Below are 15,528 nucleotides of genomic sequence, written 5' to 3' on the forward strand. Positions count from 1 at the left end.
ATCGTCCCTCATTAGAGCGAAAGACCGGAAGCGGCAATTCGCAAAGCTGCACCCCGGCCCTCGCAAAGGGCATGCCGGCTCAGTGTCGGGCGCGGCCGGCGGCCGCGGCGAGAAGCTCGGTCACGGTTGCGGCCGAGCGGGCGGCGCCATCGCGATTGATCGGCAAGGTGGGCGGTTTGGAACCGATCGCCTCACCGACAGCATCCGCCAATGCCACTGCATCCCCGACGAAATCCCCCGACAAGCGGAAGCAGCGCGCCAGCCCCGCCTGCTCCATTGCCTCGGCCCGGACCGTCTGCTCGGTCTCGTTGCCGGCATCGAAGGGCACGACGATCGCCGGCCGCCCGGCCGCGACGAGATCGAGCACGGTGTTGTAGCCGGCCTGGCTGATCGAGACCGCGCAGCCGGCGAGCAACGCCGGAAAGTCCGAGCGCGCCCGCTCGATCACGACCCTTCCGGGCGCCTCGAACGCAAGCCGCGCGATATCGTCCTCCGCGATGCCGCGCCCGGCGAGAAGCCGCCAGCGCCGCCCGGAGCGGTCGAGCCGTGCCGCCGCGACGGCACAGGCGAAGAGCGGCAAGGCAGCAGCCGAGCCGCCGCCGGAGACGATGACCTCGTCATTCTCCTGCGCAATTTTGACCGGGCGATCATCGGCGAGATAGCCGGTATAGCGCAGCTTCGTCGCGAGCCCCTCGCCCACCGGCCATGACCGGTCGAGCGGCAGGAAACCGGCATCGCCATGGACGAGGACCGCGTCGAACATCCCAGTGATCCGCTCCTCGGCTTCCGCGATCCGGTCGGCTCGCGGCGTCACCAGCACGTCGCGCACCGAGGAGAGCACCAGCGCCTCGGGCCGCACCGTCTTCACGGCCGCGATCAGCGCGAGGAACTCCTCGGCCAGTTGCCGTCGCCCGAAAGGGAAATGCTCGACGATCACGACATCGGGGCGCAACCGCGCCGCCAGCTCTTCCAGCATGGCGATGCGGGCGCTCCTGCGCTCCGGATCGATCGGCTCGCCGGTCTCATCGAGCAGCGTACGGAAATCGGTGCCTTCGGTCCTGATGACAGGCAATTGCACGAAGGCGAAGGGCTCGCTCTCCATCGCCCGCAACGGCATGCCGCCGCTGGCGAGCGTCACCGAAAACCCGCCCTGCGCCAGGGCCCGCGCCAGATTGGCGGCCCGCACCAGGTGGCCGCTGCCGAGTAGATGCGTCACGGCGATCAGGATGGAAGCGCTCATGCGCCGTCACCGGCAGAGCTGCGCAGCATCCCGGCGACACGGTCGAGCCCGGCCTGCGCCGAGAAGGCATCCGTCAGGCGCGCGTAAGCCCCCTCGCCCAATGCGGCGCGTTTCTCGGGCGCCCCGGCGAGTTCACCCAGCGCAGCGGCCAGAGCGGCAACATCGCCCGGTGGCACCAGCAGGCCCTCGATGCCATCGCGCACGAATTCCGGTATCCCCGCGAAATCGGTCGCGACGATCGGCAAGCCCTGGCTCGCCGCTTCCATCACCACATTGGGCAAGCCGTCGCGGTCGCCGTCCCCGGCTTCCTTCGAGGGCAGCACGAAGAGGTCGGCAGCCCGCAGCGTGGCGACGACCTCGTCCTGTGCCTTCGGACCAGCCCATGTGATCCGATCATCGAGGCCGAGCGCCTGCGCTTGCGCTTGCAGGGCCTTCAGCTTCTCGCCGCCTCCGATATGCGTCAGGCGCCAGTTCAGCGTGCAGGGCAGCTTGGCCAGCGCTTCCAGCAGGTCGTCGAAGCCCTTCTTCGCGACCGCGCGCCCGATGGTGACGAAGCGCACCGGATCGGCCGAGTCCGCACCATCCCGCACCGAGCGCGACCCCGGTGCCGGAAAGCGCGCGAGATCGAGCCCGTGATAGAGCAGCGCGACCTTGTCGGGCCGGTCGGAAAGTCGCTCCAGCTCGCGATGCCCGTCGCGCGTGCAGGTGACGCCCCAGGCGGCCGAGGCGATCTTCTCGCGCTTTTCCCAGTCCTCGGTCGTCCAGATGTCCTTGGCATGGGCCGAGAACGACCATGTCAGGCCGCCGAGCAAGGCGGCGTAGCGGATCACCGAAGCCGGCGTGTGCAGGTAATGCACATGCAGATGCCGGATATCCCGGGGCAGTTCATGCGCCATCACGCAGGCCTGGCCGAAGCGGCGCCAGCGGTTGCGCGTCCGGTCGCGGAAGAGATCACGCAGGAAAACCGGCAGCAACCGCAGCAGGCCCGGTCGCAGCAGGGCCGCGAGCAAGCCGCGCGCCACGCGTCCCGGCTCGTCATGCAGATATTCCGGCAGGTAGCGCACCGGCGCGGTGATCTGATGGTGCATCAGATGCTTCGCGGCGTCGGTCGGATGGCGCAGCGACCAGATTTCGAAAGCCAGGCCGCGCTGCTGCAATCCCAGCAATTCCTGCGCGATGAAGGTCTCCGACAGGCGCGGATAACCCTTCATCGCGACCGCGATGCGCGGCGCCGAGCCAGCCGTCATCGCCGCCCGATCAGCATGAAACGCGTATAGTTCTTCGTCGGCCGGGCGCCTTCAAACCAGACCTCGGACAGCTCCGCCTGCTCGCGGAAGGCGTCGAGCGAAGGCACGCAGCTGCGATGGTCCGGCTCGCGGACATAGTCGTTGGATTGCAGCACCAATGGCAGGCCCTTCGGCAAGGTCGCGATCCAGCCCGGCACATCGTCAAGATGCTCGCAGCTCGTATTGATGACGAGCCCCGGTGCCGGCGATTGCGCCGCGAAATCGACGGCCATCATGTCCGCCGTCACGGCCCGGAACCGCCCCGCCACGACATGGCGATGGTTCAGGATCTCCGCGATGGACGCGCAGGTCGGATCGATGTCGAGGCTGACGATCCCGGGGATCGCGAGCCTGTCATCGTCGAGCAGCAGCGCGCCGAGCACGCCATACCAGGCGCCGAGCACCCAGACCGGCCCCTCGGGCCTGGGGAAGCTCTCGGCCAGCGCCGCGACCAGCCATTGCTTCGAGGCAATCTGCTTGTGGTTGCAGGCGATCGACAGATCGGGCGGCGCGCCCTTGCCGTAAAGCCGCGCGATATCGGCGACGATGCGGTTGCCCGAGAGCGCCGCCATGCCGCGCAGCAGGTCGTGAAAGGCCTCTTGGGGCGGTTCAGGCGTCATGGGTCGATCATCATCCGGAAAAAGCCGGCGGACCATAGACATGCGCGCCCGCAAAAAACCAGCCGAGCGCGCAAGGGTCAGTGCTTTTCAGGCACCTCACCCGGCTCTGGAGCCGCCTCGGCCGCAGCCTCCGCCTCAGCTCCGGAGACGACCGGAGCAGGCATCGCCACATCCTCGCGCTTGCGGCGGGCGATTTCCGGCGCACTGGCGAAGCCATAGGCGGTCAACGGCTTCTCGCGCCCCTTGATCGCGATCTTCAGCGCCGTCGTGCCGGCATAGCTGCGCCCGCTTGCCCGGATCGTGTCCTCGGAGACGACGACATCAGCCAGCACGCGCCGCGTCGCCGATTCGAGCTGGCTCGCAACCATCACGGTCTCGCCGACCGTGATCTCGCGCCGGCCGAGATTGTCGTTCTCGACCGCGCCGGTGATCGCATCGCCGGTATGGATGCCGATGCCGATCCGGAGCGGCAAAGGCAGCGCCGCGCCATATTCGCGGTTGAGCGCATCGACCGCGCGCACGATGTCGCCGGCAGCCGCGATCGCCGCCTGCGCACCTTTCGACGGCGGACCTTCGAGGCCGAACACAGCCATGAAGCCATCGCCATAGAAGGCGTCGATCCGCCCTTCATGCGCGGTGATCGCCTGCCCCATCTCGTCGAAGAAGCGGTTGAGCAGGCCGATCAATTCGCGCGGCAATTGCCGTTCGGAGAGGGCCGAGAACGCCCTGAGATCGGCGACCACGACGGTGAGGCCGCGTTTGCCGGCGGCATCGTCGAGCTCAAGCGCACGGCCCGCGCCGGCATTCAATCGCGAGGCCAGTAGGATCTGCACCTGCAGATCGTCGCGCGGCCGGATCTGGCAGGCGAGCCGGACGCCCTCCGGCGCCGAGATGCGCCTGAGCAGCTTGGCCTCGTTCATGCCCGGCTTCGGCAGCTTGTCGTTGCCGTCCATCACCAGCACGCGGCAGGTGGCGCAGCGCGCCCGCCCGCCGCAGAGCGCGGCATGGGGAATGCCGAAGCGCCGGAACATCTCGAGCACGGTCGGCCCCGGTGCCAGCCGGCGCGTGCCGTGCCCGACGAAGCGCACCGTGATCTGGCGCGTCGTGCGGACCCTGATCTCGCGGATGCCGATGAAAAGCAGGAAGCAGGCAACGAGCCCGTAGAACCCGCCCTTGCCCCACATCACGTCGCGGGCGAACATCGCGGACTGCGCATCGCTGACCAGTTCGGCCGGCATCGCCAGCCGCTCCGCCTCGCGCGCGCCGACCGAGAAGCCGATCAGCGCGAGCATCGGGATCAGGATCGCCGCCAGCAGGAACGGATCGCGCCAGTGGCGATAGCTGTCGCGGCCGCGCAGCATGAAATGGATGCCGATGATGCCATGCGTCCACACCAGCAGCAGCAGCAGCGACTGCGTCAGCGCGAGCCCAGGCCAGAGCCGTCGCAGCACGGAGCGATAGCTCTCGTCGACGCCGAAATAGATGCCCATGATCCGCGTGCTGATGATGTGGTCGATCAGCAGCAGCGGGATGGCGAGGCCGAGCGCGATCTGCAGCATCTCGCGCAGCGGCATCTTGAAGGTGCGCCGTTGCACCACGCGCAAAAGCGCGAAGACCGGGTGGACGATCAGCGAGCCATAGAGCGCGACGGTCCCGGCCCAGGAATGCCAGAGGCCGTAGCGCCAGTCCTGCACCTTCTCCATGGCATCGACGCCGAGGATGCCGACGGCGTGGTTGAGGAAATGGGTCGTCGCGAAGATCAGCAGGATCACTCCGGAGACGAACCGGACGTCCCGGCTCCAGGACGAGACCTGGTCCATGCTCGCACTCATACCGGTGCGGTTCGTGCCTGCGGCTTGCGGCCGGTTCATGCGCTGATCGACCTCGTCAAACGGTTTCGTGCTCCCGCAGCAGGACGGAGGCGAGCCGGTGCACCCGGTCGGCCAGATCGCGGCAGACCGCGAGGCTGAACTCCGGCACGGTCTGCAACAGCTCGAAGAACAGGTCCTTCGGAATCCGGAGCGCCAGCACATGCGACTTCGCGCTGACCGTGGCGATGAAAGGCTTGCCACTGAGCAGGGCCACGTCGCCGGTGATGCTGCCGGTATCCTTGACGAAGCGCCGCTCCTCGCCGCCCTCGCGGGGCTGCGATATCTCGACCTCGCCTTCCATGATGACGTAGACGCCCGCGAGCTTCTCCTGCGGGCTGATCAGAACGGCGCCCGGCTCGAACTGCAGCCGCTCGCCCATCAGCGCGACGAGCTTCAGCCGCGATGCCGGCATGTCCTGAAACAGCGGCATCGAGCGCAGGCAGCCGATATCGGTTTCCAGACTCATGACCGCGCCTCCATTCGTCCAGTGTTCTCGCGCCCGGTGCTTTCGAAGCGCGACGCCCGATCATTGGCCGCGTCAGGCGTACCAAGCGCCTCGACCGTCCCCGTCGCTCCGTGGAACACCACCCGCAGCGGGACCTCTCCCACCAGATTAGCATCTCCGACCAGAAGAAACAGCGTCATGCCCTCGCAATAGCTGCGCAGGCGAGCGACGATCGCCTCCGGCTCGTCCGAAATCGCGAGCAGGGCCGAGATGTCGAGCACCGCGATCTGCGGCGCCTTGATCAGGGCCTCGACCAGCGGGACCGCCTGACGCAGCCGCGCCGGCAGGTAGCGCCCGCGAATGCCGCTCTCGGTATCGAGGCCCAGCCGATAGAGCGCATCGCCCAGTCCCGAGCGGGAAAGCGCCTGCAGCACGATCTCGCCGACCTTGCGCGCGGCATCGGGCACGCCATAGCCGATCCGGCCGAACATCAGGTTGTCGCGCACGCTGGCGCCGACCATCACCTTGTCGGGATCGTAGAAATCGACATCCTCGGCCGCATCGGCCGGCAGATGCTTGCGGAAGCTCTCCCGCGCCCGGAGGATGCGCCGCTCCAGGCGGGCGTCGATCAGGTTCAGCCTGTGCTTGGGCTCGATATAGCCGAGCGCCAGCGCGACGAGGTCCCGCTCCGTCTCCTGGTCGAGCGGGTTGCGCATGTCGTGCTTGGCCAAGAGCGCGGCCAGTTCGTTCAGGCGCTCGAACTCGAAATTCGCCCCGAAGGAATAGCGCTCGAACAGCGCGTGGCCCTGCGGCAGGCCGGCGAAGATTTCGACGACGGTCGCGACGATCCGCCCGCCCATCTCGGCCAGGGGCTCGACCAGTGTCTCCGCCTTCAGGATCGACTGGGCATAGGGCTCGAACAGCAGGGTCGCACTGTCGAAGCGCGTCGTGGTGCGGGTGCCGAAGATCAGGTTCTCGATGATCGGCGCGTTACGGTTGTAGCGGTCGAGCACGAAGGGCTCGATCAGGTCGCTCTGCTTGATCCGCGCGAGCTCGGCCGCGACCACGCGGCGCGCCGTGATGATGCGCTCGATCGCCTGCTCGCTGACCGGGCGCATCACCTTGCCGCCGAGCCCGAGCTCGTAGACCTCCTGCGTACAGCCGAAGACGTCGAGCAACTCATGGACCCGCGCCGCCAGCTCGGCCGCATCGGCCACCCCGACACCCTCGTAGTCGGTCCAGTCCGCCTCGAACGGGAAGGGCGAGTTGCCCGAACGGATCGCCTCGACGAAGCGGCGATGCTCGGGCTGCGAAACGCCTCCCTCGGTCTTGAGATCGGGCCGGCGGCGCCGGAGCGGCAGCAGGATGTTGTCGCGCATCGAGCCGGCGATGATCTCGGGATCGTCGCCGGAATAGCCGATGAGATGGCTCGCCCGCTCGACCGACATGCCGGCCAGCGGCTCGCCGTCGATCAGGACACGGCCGGTATAGCTCGTCGCTTGCCGGCCGAGGATCCGGCCGAGCACGTCCTTGCCGCCGCCTGGCGGGCCGACCACCGCGACCATGCCCGGCCGCTGAACGCTGAACGACAATGGTGTCAGCAGCGGCTGGCCGCGATTGTCCAGCATCTGCACCGATTCGAGCCGGATCTCGCCCATCGCCGGCAGGGGAGCGACGCCGTTCTCCTCCTCGAGGACGAGCGTCTCGTCGCTGTTGAACTGGGAGATGACCTGCTCGTACTTGATCGTCACGTCGTTGCGCTGCTGGTCCCAGTCGATCAGTTCCTTGATCGGCGAAGGCAGGTCGCGATAGGCGGCGATCACCGCGACGAGCTGGCCGATGTCGAGCCGCCCCTGCAGCGCGAAGAAGCCGCCGATGGCGTAGAAGAAGAAGGGCGTGATCTGGGCGAGCAGATTGTTCAGGAACTTGACCGCGAATTTCCGCTTGAAGAGCGCGTAGCGGATGTCGAAGAGCCGCCCGAGCCGCCCGGCGATGTCGGACTGGACATAGGCCGTCGCGCCATGGCCCTGGATCATCGGCCCGGCATCGACGATCTCGCCGATGCGGCCCGCAAGCTGGCGCGAGGCGATCTGGCGCTCGCGACCGAGCCGGAGTTGCTCGCGCCGCAGGATCGGGATGATGATCGCCTGCGCCAGCACGATCAGGAGCGCGATCGAGCCCAGCCAGAAGCTCTGTGCCATGATGAAGACGAGCGCCGTCAACGCCTGGCTGAGCAGGAAGACCGGCTGGATGAAGGCATCGCCGACGAAGCCGCCGACCGGCTCGACCTCGTCCTTGATCATGCTGGCGATCTCGGCCGGCTTGACCGCGCGGATTTCCTCCGGCCGGAAGCGCATGAGCTGGCTGAACAGGTCGTAGCGCATGCGCCGGAGCATCCGCTCGCCGAGAATGCCCTTGCGGACATTGATGACGTATTTGAAGGCGCCGTTGATCAGCACCAGCAGCAGGAAATAGGTGCTCAAGCCGATCAGCAGGCCGTACTGGCCGACCTGGATGCCATCCGAGATCTTGTAGCTCGCCCCGCCAAGCCAGAACGGCAGGTGCAGGGTGAAGTCCAGCAGCGTCGCCGTGGTCTTGCCATCCCTGAAGGCCCCGCCCTGGATTGCATCGTTGACGATGCGCTTGGGCACGTCGAAGGAGGCCCAGTTGAAGGGGATCGAGACAAGGATGATCAGCAGGACGACGATCTGCTCGGCCCGGCTCTTCTGCCAGATGTAACGGAAGAGATTGGACTCCAAGAGGCAACCCTGTACCGAAGCGCTCGCGGCGCAAGCTCGAACGGGTCCGGCGGGCCCGAAGCGACCATATGTGGTGAGGTTGCGGCCGAGTGCAATGCACGCCACGCTGCGGCCATGCCGGCGTTGCAAAGTGGAAGCGCTGTTCGTCTGTGGGGGAAGCTTGAAAAAGGTCGTCGCGTCGGGGTTGCTGGGCTGCGCGGTTGCCTTCGGACTTGTCGCCCCCGGGACGGCGCCGGTCCGTGCCGAGACCGGCACGGAAACCACGCAACGCATCCTGCGCGACGGTTTCGAGCAGGGCGGTTTCGCGCCCGAAGGCGGGCTTTTCTACAAGGACAATCCCGAACAGCACGCCGGGCGCGTGATTTTCGATCGTGCCGCCCCCTATAGCGGTGTCGGCGCCCTGACCCTGATCGCGCCCCCGTCCTGCCTGCCGCATGCTGTGGGATGCAGCGAACGGGCCGAGGTCTGGGAGCGCCCGGATGTGCTCGTCCCGTTCCGCAGCGCGGTCTGGTACGGTTTCGCGCTGCGCCTCAACGATCCGCTTGCCCAGGATGATCGCAGATATGTGATCGCGCAGTGGAAGCGCGAGATCCTGCCCGAGGCCGTCGGCGACTATTCGCCGTTCCTCGCGCTGCGTCTCTATCGCGGCCGCCTCGGCATCACCGTCGAGACCGACCTGATCCCCTCCTATCCGATCGGCGGCAGCGAGCGCCCCGAGGGCTGCCTGCCCGGCGAGGCGCTGGTGCTCAGCCGCACCGACGCCCAGCAGACCCGTGCGCTGGTCGCCATGGAGACCGGCACGACCGTCGCGAATTATCCCAGCTATTTCAATGCCTGCGCACCCGGCATCCGAGTCACGCACCATGCCGACCTGCCCTCGGCGCAACAGGGCTGGATCGACTTCGTCATCCGCTCGCAGCCCGGCCCCGATGGCGATGGCCATATCGAGGTCATCGCCGACGGCGTCCAAATCGTCACCGTCCAGGGCCATATAGGGCATGGCGGCCCGGGGCTCGACGACAACCAGTATTTCAAGATGGGGCCTTACCGCGCCCCGGCTCCCCTGCCCTGGAGCATCAGCTACGACGATTTCCGGCGCGGCCCTCGTTGCAGCGATGTCATCCGCATCGGGCAATGCCCGCCGGAACCGCCGCAAGCGTCGAAAGCGATTGGCAAGCCGCCGCTTTCGACGTCTAGTGACGTGAGGAAAACCAAGGGGCCGTAGACGCCTCGGGAACGTGCCGCTTCAGACCATGGACATCCTGCGCATCAGCGACCTGCGTATCGGCTTCACGATCCACGGCCTCGCCCGTGACGTCGTGAAGGGCGTCAGCCTGCGCGTGCCCGCCGGCAAGACCGTCGCGCTGGTCGGCGAATCCGGCTCCGGCAAATCGGTGATCTCGCAGGCGATCATGGGGCTCCTGCCTCGCGCCGGCGGCGTCACCGGCGGCGAAATCCTGTTCCGCGATCCGCTCGCGCCCGAGACCGTCGTCGACATTGCGACGCTGCCGGCCGAGGGCGAAGGCATCCGGGCGCTGCGCGGCGGGCGCATCGGCATGATCTTTCAGGAGCCGATGTCCTCGCTCTCGCCGGTCCATACGATCGGCAACCAGATCGAGGAAGCCTTGCTCCTGCACCGGCCGATGCCGAAGGCCGAGGCGCGCGAGCTGATCGAAGCGATGCTCAAGCGCGTCGGCTTCAAGAACCCAAAGCGCGCCTTCGATCTCTATTCCTTCGAGCTCTCCGGCGGCCTGCGCCAGCGCGCCATGCTCGCCATGGCGCTGATCTGCCAGCCGGCCCTGCTGATCGCCGACGAGCCGACGACGGCGCTCGACGTCACCATCCAGGCCCAGGTGCTCGACCTGATGCGCGATCTCCAGGCCGAGATGGGCATGGCGATCCTGCTCATCACTCATGACCTCGGCGTCGTCGCCAACATGGCCGACGAGGTCGTGGTGATCTTCCATGGCGAGATCATGGAGCGCGGCCCGGTCGAGGACATCTTCCGCCGGCCGCGCCACCCCTACCTCAAGGCCCTGCTCGAAGCCTCCCCGCATTTCGACATGCAGGACGGCGAGCGCCTGGTCGCACTGCGCGAAGCGCGCCCGCGGCCGGCCGTCACCGCGCCCCCGCCGAAACCATCGGCCGACGCCGCCCCCTTGCTCAGCGTCCGCAGCCTGCACAAGACCTATGTCACGGGTTCGCGCAGCTTCTTCGGCAAGGGCAGCCAGACCAGCGTCAAGGCCGTCGACAATGTCAGCTTCGACATCCGACGCGGCGAATGCCTCGGCCTCGTTGGCGAGAGCGGCTGCGGCAAGACCACCGTCAGCAAGATCGTCATGCGCGCGGTCACGCCCGATTCCGGCGAGATCGTCTTCGATGACGGGCGCGAGCGGATCGACGTGCTCGGCCTCGACGGCGAGGACCTCCGCAAGTTCCGCCCGCGCGTCCAGATGATCTTCCAGGACCCGGTCTCGTCGCTGTCGCCGCGCATGACGGTGATGAACATCCTGCGCGAGCCATTGGTCATTCATGGCCGCGGCGACCCGGCCGAGCAGGACGAGCGGGTGCGCAACCTGATGCAGGATGTCGGGCTCGATACCCGCTTCCTCAACCGCTATCCGCATTCCTTCTCGGGCGGCCAGCGCCAGCGCATCGGCATTGCCCGCGCGCTCGCGCTCGATCCCGAGCTGATCATCTGCGACGAGCCGGTCTCGGCGCTCGACGTCTCCGTACAGGCGCAGATCCTCAACCTGCTCAAGGATTTGCAGGCCGAGCGCGGCCTGACCTTCCTGTTCATCTCGCATAATCTCGCCGTGGTGAACTACATGGCGGACCGCATCGCCGTGATGGCCAATGGCCGGATCGTCGAGCTGGCGCCGCGCCACGCGCTCTTCACGCGCCCGGCCCATCCCTACACCCGCGCGCTGCTGCGCTCCGTGCCCTTCGCCGATCTCGATCGCCCGCTCGACTTCAAGCTGGCGGCGCCCGGCGGCGCCTCCGACGACAGCCACTGGGACATAGCCTTCAAGACCGGGCCGGACGAGGCCGCGCTGGCGCCGCTCCCGCTTGGCGACGGCCATTACGTGCTGGCGCGGCCCAATGCCGATATCCGGGAGCTGGTGCCATGACGCAGCGCCGCCACGACCCGACCCGCCGCACCGCGCTACTGCTCGGCACCGCCGCGCTCGCCGGAGCGAGCCTGCCCCGCGTCGCGCAGGCCGCGCCTGCGCCCTTCTCGGGCACCGCGATCGACAGCCCGTTCTTCAAGGATCGGGTCGCTTCCGGCGCCCTGCCACCGGTCGCCGCGCGCCTGCCGGCCAACCCGCGCGTCATCGACCTGGAGGCGCTCGGCCGGCAGCAGGGCCGCCATGGCGGCAATATCCGCATGCTGATGGGCGACCAGCGCGACATCCGCATGATGACGCTCTACGGCTACACCCGCCTGATGGTCTATGACGAGAATCTCGACCTCGTGCCGGACGTGCTCGAGAGTTGCGATGTCGAGGACGGCCGCATCTTCACGCTGAGATTGCGCCAGGGCCATCGCTGGTCGGACGGGTCGCCGCTCACCACCGAGGATTTCCGCTACTGGTGGGAAGATATCGCCAACAACAAGCGGCTCTCGCCGGGCGGCCCGCCGCAGGCCCTGTTCTCGGCAGGCGAACCGCCCCGCTTCGAGATCCTGAGCGAGACCGAGGTCCGCTATAGCTGGAAGACGCCGAACCCGGTCTTCCTGCCGGCGCTGGCGGGCGCGCAGCCGACCTATATCTTCATGCCCTCCGGCTACCTGAAGCAGTTCCACGAGCGCCATGCGCCCAAGCACGAGCTGGCCCAGCGCGTGAAGGAGCACCGCGTGCGCGACTGGGGCGCGCTGCATGAGCGCCTGTCGCGCATGTACCGGCCGGAGAACCCGAAGCTGCCGACACTGGAGCCCTGGCGCAACACGACGCCGCTTCCGGCAGAACAGTTCGTCTTCGAGCGCAACCCCTATTTCCACCGCGTCGACAAAAACGGCCGGCAGCTCCCCTATTCCGACCAGGTCACGCTGACCATCGGCACGAGCGCGCTCGTCCCCGCCAAGACGGCGGCCGGCGAGGCCGATCTCCAGGCCCGCTATCTCCGCTTCGACAACTATACCTTCCTGAAGGAAGCCTCGAAGCGGATGAATTTCGACGTCCGGCTGTGGAAGCGGGCGGAGGGCGCCTATTTCGCCCTGCTTCCGAACCTCAACGCCATCGACCCGGTCTGGCGCGACCTCAACCGCGACATCCGCTACCGCCGCGCGATCTCGGTCGCGATCAACCGCCAGGACGTCAACAAGGTCATCTTCTTCGGGCTCGCCAAGGAAAGCGGCAACACCGCCCTGCCGGAAAGCCCGCTCTACGATCCCCGCTTCACCTCGCTCTGGACCCAGCACGATCCGGCGCTGGCGAACCGCCTGCTCGACGAGATCGGCCTGACCAAGCGCGACGATGATGGCATCCGCCTGCTCCAGGATGGGCGCCGTCTGGAATTCACCATCGAAACCGCCGGCGAGAACACCGAGGAGACCGATATCCTCGACCTGCTCAAGCAGGATTTCTTCGATGTCGGCATCAAGATCTACCCGCGCTCGACCCAGCGCGACGTCTTCCGCCGCCGCATCCTCGCCGGCCAGACCGTGATGTCGGCCTGGGCCGGCATGGACAATGCGCTGGTCACCTCGGACATGGAGCCCGACGCGCTGGCGCCGACCTCCTCGGCCCAGTTCCAGTGGCCGCGCTGGGGTCAGTTCGTCGAGAGCAACGGCAAGGAGGGCGAGCGTCCGGCCCTGCCCGCCGCCAACAAGCTCGTCCGCCTCTATGAGGAATGGCGCATGAGTTCGACCCGCGACCAGCGCCGGGCGATCTGGCGCGAAATGCTGGCGCTCAACGCCGAGGAGCTCTTCACCATCGGCGTGATCAACAGCACGCTCCAGCCGATCGTCGTCTCGCGCGACCTGCGCAACGTGCCCGAGAAGGGCCTCTACAGCTTCGAGCCCGGCGCCTTCATCGGCCGCTACATGCCCGACACCTTCTGGTTCGACCGAGCCGAGACCAAAGGCTGATCCGTGCTGCTCCGCTACATCCTCAAGCGCATCCTGATCATGATCCCGACGCTGATCGTCACCAGCGCGCTGATCTTCACCGTGATCAACCTGCCCGAAGGCGATTATTTCGAGACGCTCGCGGCCGAGATGCAGGCCCAGGGCGAGAAGGCGGACATGAGCCGCATCGAGTTCCTGAAGCAGGAATATGGCTTCGACCGGCCGCCGGTGGAGCGCTATGTACGCTGGGTCGCGGGCCTGCTCCAGGGCGACATGGGCTATTCCTTCGAGTACCAGCGCCCGGTGCGCGAGATCGTCGGCGACCGTCTGCTGCTGACGATGATGGTCTCCTTCGCCACCATCATCTTCACCTGGGTCGTCGCCTTCCCGATCGGCATCTACTCGGCCACGCACCAGTACAGCTGGGGCGATTACGGCCTGACCTTCCTCGGCCTCGTCGGGCTTGCCGTGCCGCATTTCCTGCTGGCGCTGGTCTTCATGTATTTCGCCAATGTCTGGTTCGGGACCTCGATCGGCGGCCTCGTCGATCCCGCCTATCTCAACCAGCCGATGAGCTGGGCCAAGCTCAAGTCGGTGCTGGAGCACCTCTGGATTCCCGTCATCATCATCGGCGCCGGCGGCACCGCCGGCATGATCCGGGCGCTGCGCGCCAACCTCCTCGACGAATTGCAGAAGCAGTACTACGTCACCGCCCGCGCCAAGGGTCTGCCGCCCGGCAAGGCCCTGCGGAAATACCCGCTGCGGATGTCGCTCAACTTCTTCATCTCGGATATCGGCGACATCCTGCCCTCGATCGTCTCGGGCGCCGAGGTCGTCGCCATCGTGCTCTCGCTGCAGACCACCGGGCCGCTCTTGATCCGCGCGCTGCAGAGCCAGGACATGTATCTCGCCGGTTCCTTCCTGATGTTCCTGTCCTTCCTGACCGTGATCGGCGTGCTGATCTCGGACATCGCGCTCGCCATCCTCGATCCGCGCATCCGCCTGCAGGGAGCCGCGACCAAGTGAAGGCGACCTCGCTCTCCCATCTGCCGCCGGACGGCGCCCCCCTGGCGCACGAGGTCTCGACGGCCCCGTTCGAGCCCTATGCCACGGAGGCGATGACTCCGGAGCAGGAGCGGGTCTATCTCGCCTCGCAATGGCAATTGATGTGGTGGAAGTTCCGCAAGCACCGGCTCGCGGTCATCTCCGCCGTGGTGATCCTCGTGATCTATGCGATGGCGGCCTTCGCCGAGTTCCTCGCGCCCTATCACTACACGACGCGCAACACCGACTTCATCCGGGCCCCCGCGCAGAGCGTCCATCTCTTCCACGAAGGCAGCTTCATCGGCCCCTTCGTCTACCCCTACACGATGCGCCTCAACATGGAGAACCTGAAGCGCGAGTACGAGGTGGACACCACGCGCCCGCAGAAGCTGCGCTTCTTCTGCGAGGGCGACAGCTACATGTTCTGGGGCTTGATCCCGGGCAACCGCCGCCTCGTCTGCCCGCCCAAGGACGGCACCTTCTTCTGGCTCGGCTCCGACCGGCTCGGCCGCGATATGCTCTCCCGCATCCTCTATGGCGGGCGCATCTCGCTCTCGATCGGCCTGCTCGGCGTCTCCGTCTCCTTCGTGCTCGGCGTCATCATCGGCGGCATCGCCGGCTATTATGGCGGCCGCATCGACCTCTTCGTCCAGCGCATCATCGAGATCGTGCAGTCGCTGCCGCATATCCCGCTCTGGCTGGCGCTGGCCTCGATCCTGCCGCCGACCTGGAGCCCGCTCCTGGTCTATTTCGGCATCACGGTGATCCTCGGCCTGATGGACTGGACCGGGCTCGCCCGCTCTGTGCGCTCGAAGCTGCTCTCGCTGCGCGAGGAGGATTATGTCGTCGCGGCCCAGCTCATGGGCGCCAAGCCGAAGCGCATCATCGCGCTGCATCTCGTGCCCGGCTTCATGAGCCACCTCATCGCCTCGGCCACGATCACCATCCCCAAGACGATCCTCGGCGAGACCGCGCTCTCCTTCCTGGGGCTCGGCCTGAGACCGCCGATCACCAGCTGGGGCGTGATGCTCAACGAGGCCCAGAACATCAATGTGGTGGCGCTCTATCCCTGGCTGCTCTATCCGGTCGTGCCGGTGATCGTGATCATCCTCGCCTTCAACTTCCTCGGCGACGGCCTGCGCGACGCGGCCGATCCCTATCGCTGACGTCAGACAAGCACCGCCACGAAGACCGC

Annotated in this window: 11 protein-coding genes; 5 read left to right on the plus strand and 6 right to left on the minus strand. The window is 67.1% G+C overall.

Annotated elements, in window-relative coordinates:
• Nucleotides 1-79: 79 nt before the first annotated feature.
• The 6 genes from AC3WMA_RS10155 to AC3WMA_RS10180 all read right to left on the minus strand — a co-directional run bounded on the left by AC3WMA_RS10155 (nt 80) and on the right by AC3WMA_RS10180 (nt 8,221).
• A complete protein-coding gene (locus tag AC3WMA_RS10155) occupies nt 80-1,240 on the minus strand; it encodes a glycosyltransferase family protein (RefSeq protein ID WP_492285249.1) in 1,161 nt (386 codons plus the stop codon).
• Nucleotides 1,237-2,487, minus strand: coding sequence for a glycosyltransferase (locus tag AC3WMA_RS10160; protein ID WP_492285250.1), 1,251 nt, complete (start codon nt 2,485-2,487; stop codon nt 1,237-1,239). Before AC3WMA_RS10160 ends, AC3WMA_RS10155 begins: the two co-directional genes overlap by 4 nt.
• Nucleotides 2,484-3,146 carry a class I SAM-dependent methyltransferase gene (locus AC3WMA_RS10165; protein ID WP_492285251.1) on the minus strand — a complete coding sequence of 221 codons (663 nt, stop codon included), beginning with the start codon at nt 3,144-3,146 and terminating at the stop codon, nt 2,484-2,486. The genes AC3WMA_RS10160 and AC3WMA_RS10165 overlap by 4 nt, the downstream gene beginning before the upstream one ends.
• Nucleotides 3,147-3,223: 77 nt before the next feature.
• Nucleotides 3,224-4,966, minus strand: a complete 1,743-nt coding sequence (locus tag AC3WMA_RS10170) for an adenylate/guanylate cyclase domain-containing protein (protein ID WP_492285252.1) — start codon at nt 4,964-4,966, stop codon at nt 3,224-3,226.
• A gap of 67 nt (nt 4,967-5,033) precedes the next feature.
• Nucleotides 5,034-5,483, minus strand: coding sequence for a Crp/Fnr family transcriptional regulator (locus AC3WMA_RS10175; protein ID WP_492285253.1), 450 nt, complete (start codon nt 5,481-5,483; stop codon nt 5,034-5,036).
• Complete coding sequence (locus AC3WMA_RS10180) at nt 5,480-8,221, minus strand: ABC transporter transmembrane domain-containing protein (RefSeq protein WP_492285254.1); 2,742 nt, start codon at nt 8,219-8,221, stop codon at nt 5,480-5,482. The genes AC3WMA_RS10175 and AC3WMA_RS10180 overlap by 4 nt, the downstream gene beginning before the upstream one ends.
• A gap of 160 nt (nt 8,222-8,381) precedes the next feature.
• Here AC3WMA_RS10180 and AC3WMA_RS10185 point away from each other — a divergent pair, with 160 nt between their 5' ends.
• The 5 genes from AC3WMA_RS10185 to AC3WMA_RS10205 are packed head-to-tail and all read left to right on the plus strand — an operon-like array spanning nt 8,382 to nt 15,499.
• Nucleotides 8,382-9,446, plus strand: coding sequence for a polysaccharide lyase family 20 protein (locus tag AC3WMA_RS10185; protein WP_492285255.1), 1,065 nt, complete (start codon nt 8,382-8,384; stop codon nt 9,444-9,446).
• A 28-nt stretch (nt 9,447-9,474) separates the two neighbouring features.
• Nucleotides 9,475-11,352 (plus strand): ABC transporter ATP-binding protein, encoded by a 1,878-nt coding sequence (locus AC3WMA_RS10190; RefSeq protein ID WP_492286087.1) that lies wholly within the window; start codon nt 9,475-9,477, stop codon nt 11,350-11,352.
• Nucleotides 11,349-13,310 (plus strand): ABC transporter substrate-binding protein, encoded by a 1,962-nt coding sequence (locus AC3WMA_RS10195; protein ID WP_492285256.1) that lies wholly within the window; start codon nt 11,349-11,351, stop codon nt 13,308-13,310. The genes AC3WMA_RS10190 and AC3WMA_RS10195 overlap by 4 nt, the downstream gene beginning before the upstream one ends.
• 6 nt (nt 13,311-13,316) lie before the next feature.
• Nucleotides 13,317-14,315: an ABC transporter permease gene (locus AC3WMA_RS10200; protein WP_257735331.1), complete on the plus strand. Its 999-nt coding sequence runs from the start codon at nt 13,317-13,319 to the stop codon at nt 14,313-14,315.
• Entirely contained in the window at nt 14,312-15,499 is a 1,188-nt protein-coding gene (locus tag AC3WMA_RS10205) for an ABC transporter permease (RefSeq protein WP_492285257.1), read from the plus strand. The genes AC3WMA_RS10200 and AC3WMA_RS10205 overlap by 4 nt, the downstream gene beginning before the upstream one ends.
• Nucleotides 15,500-15,528: the final 29 nt, after the last annotated feature.

Source organism: Allobosea sp. FW305-C-101 (genome assembly GCF_058783685.1).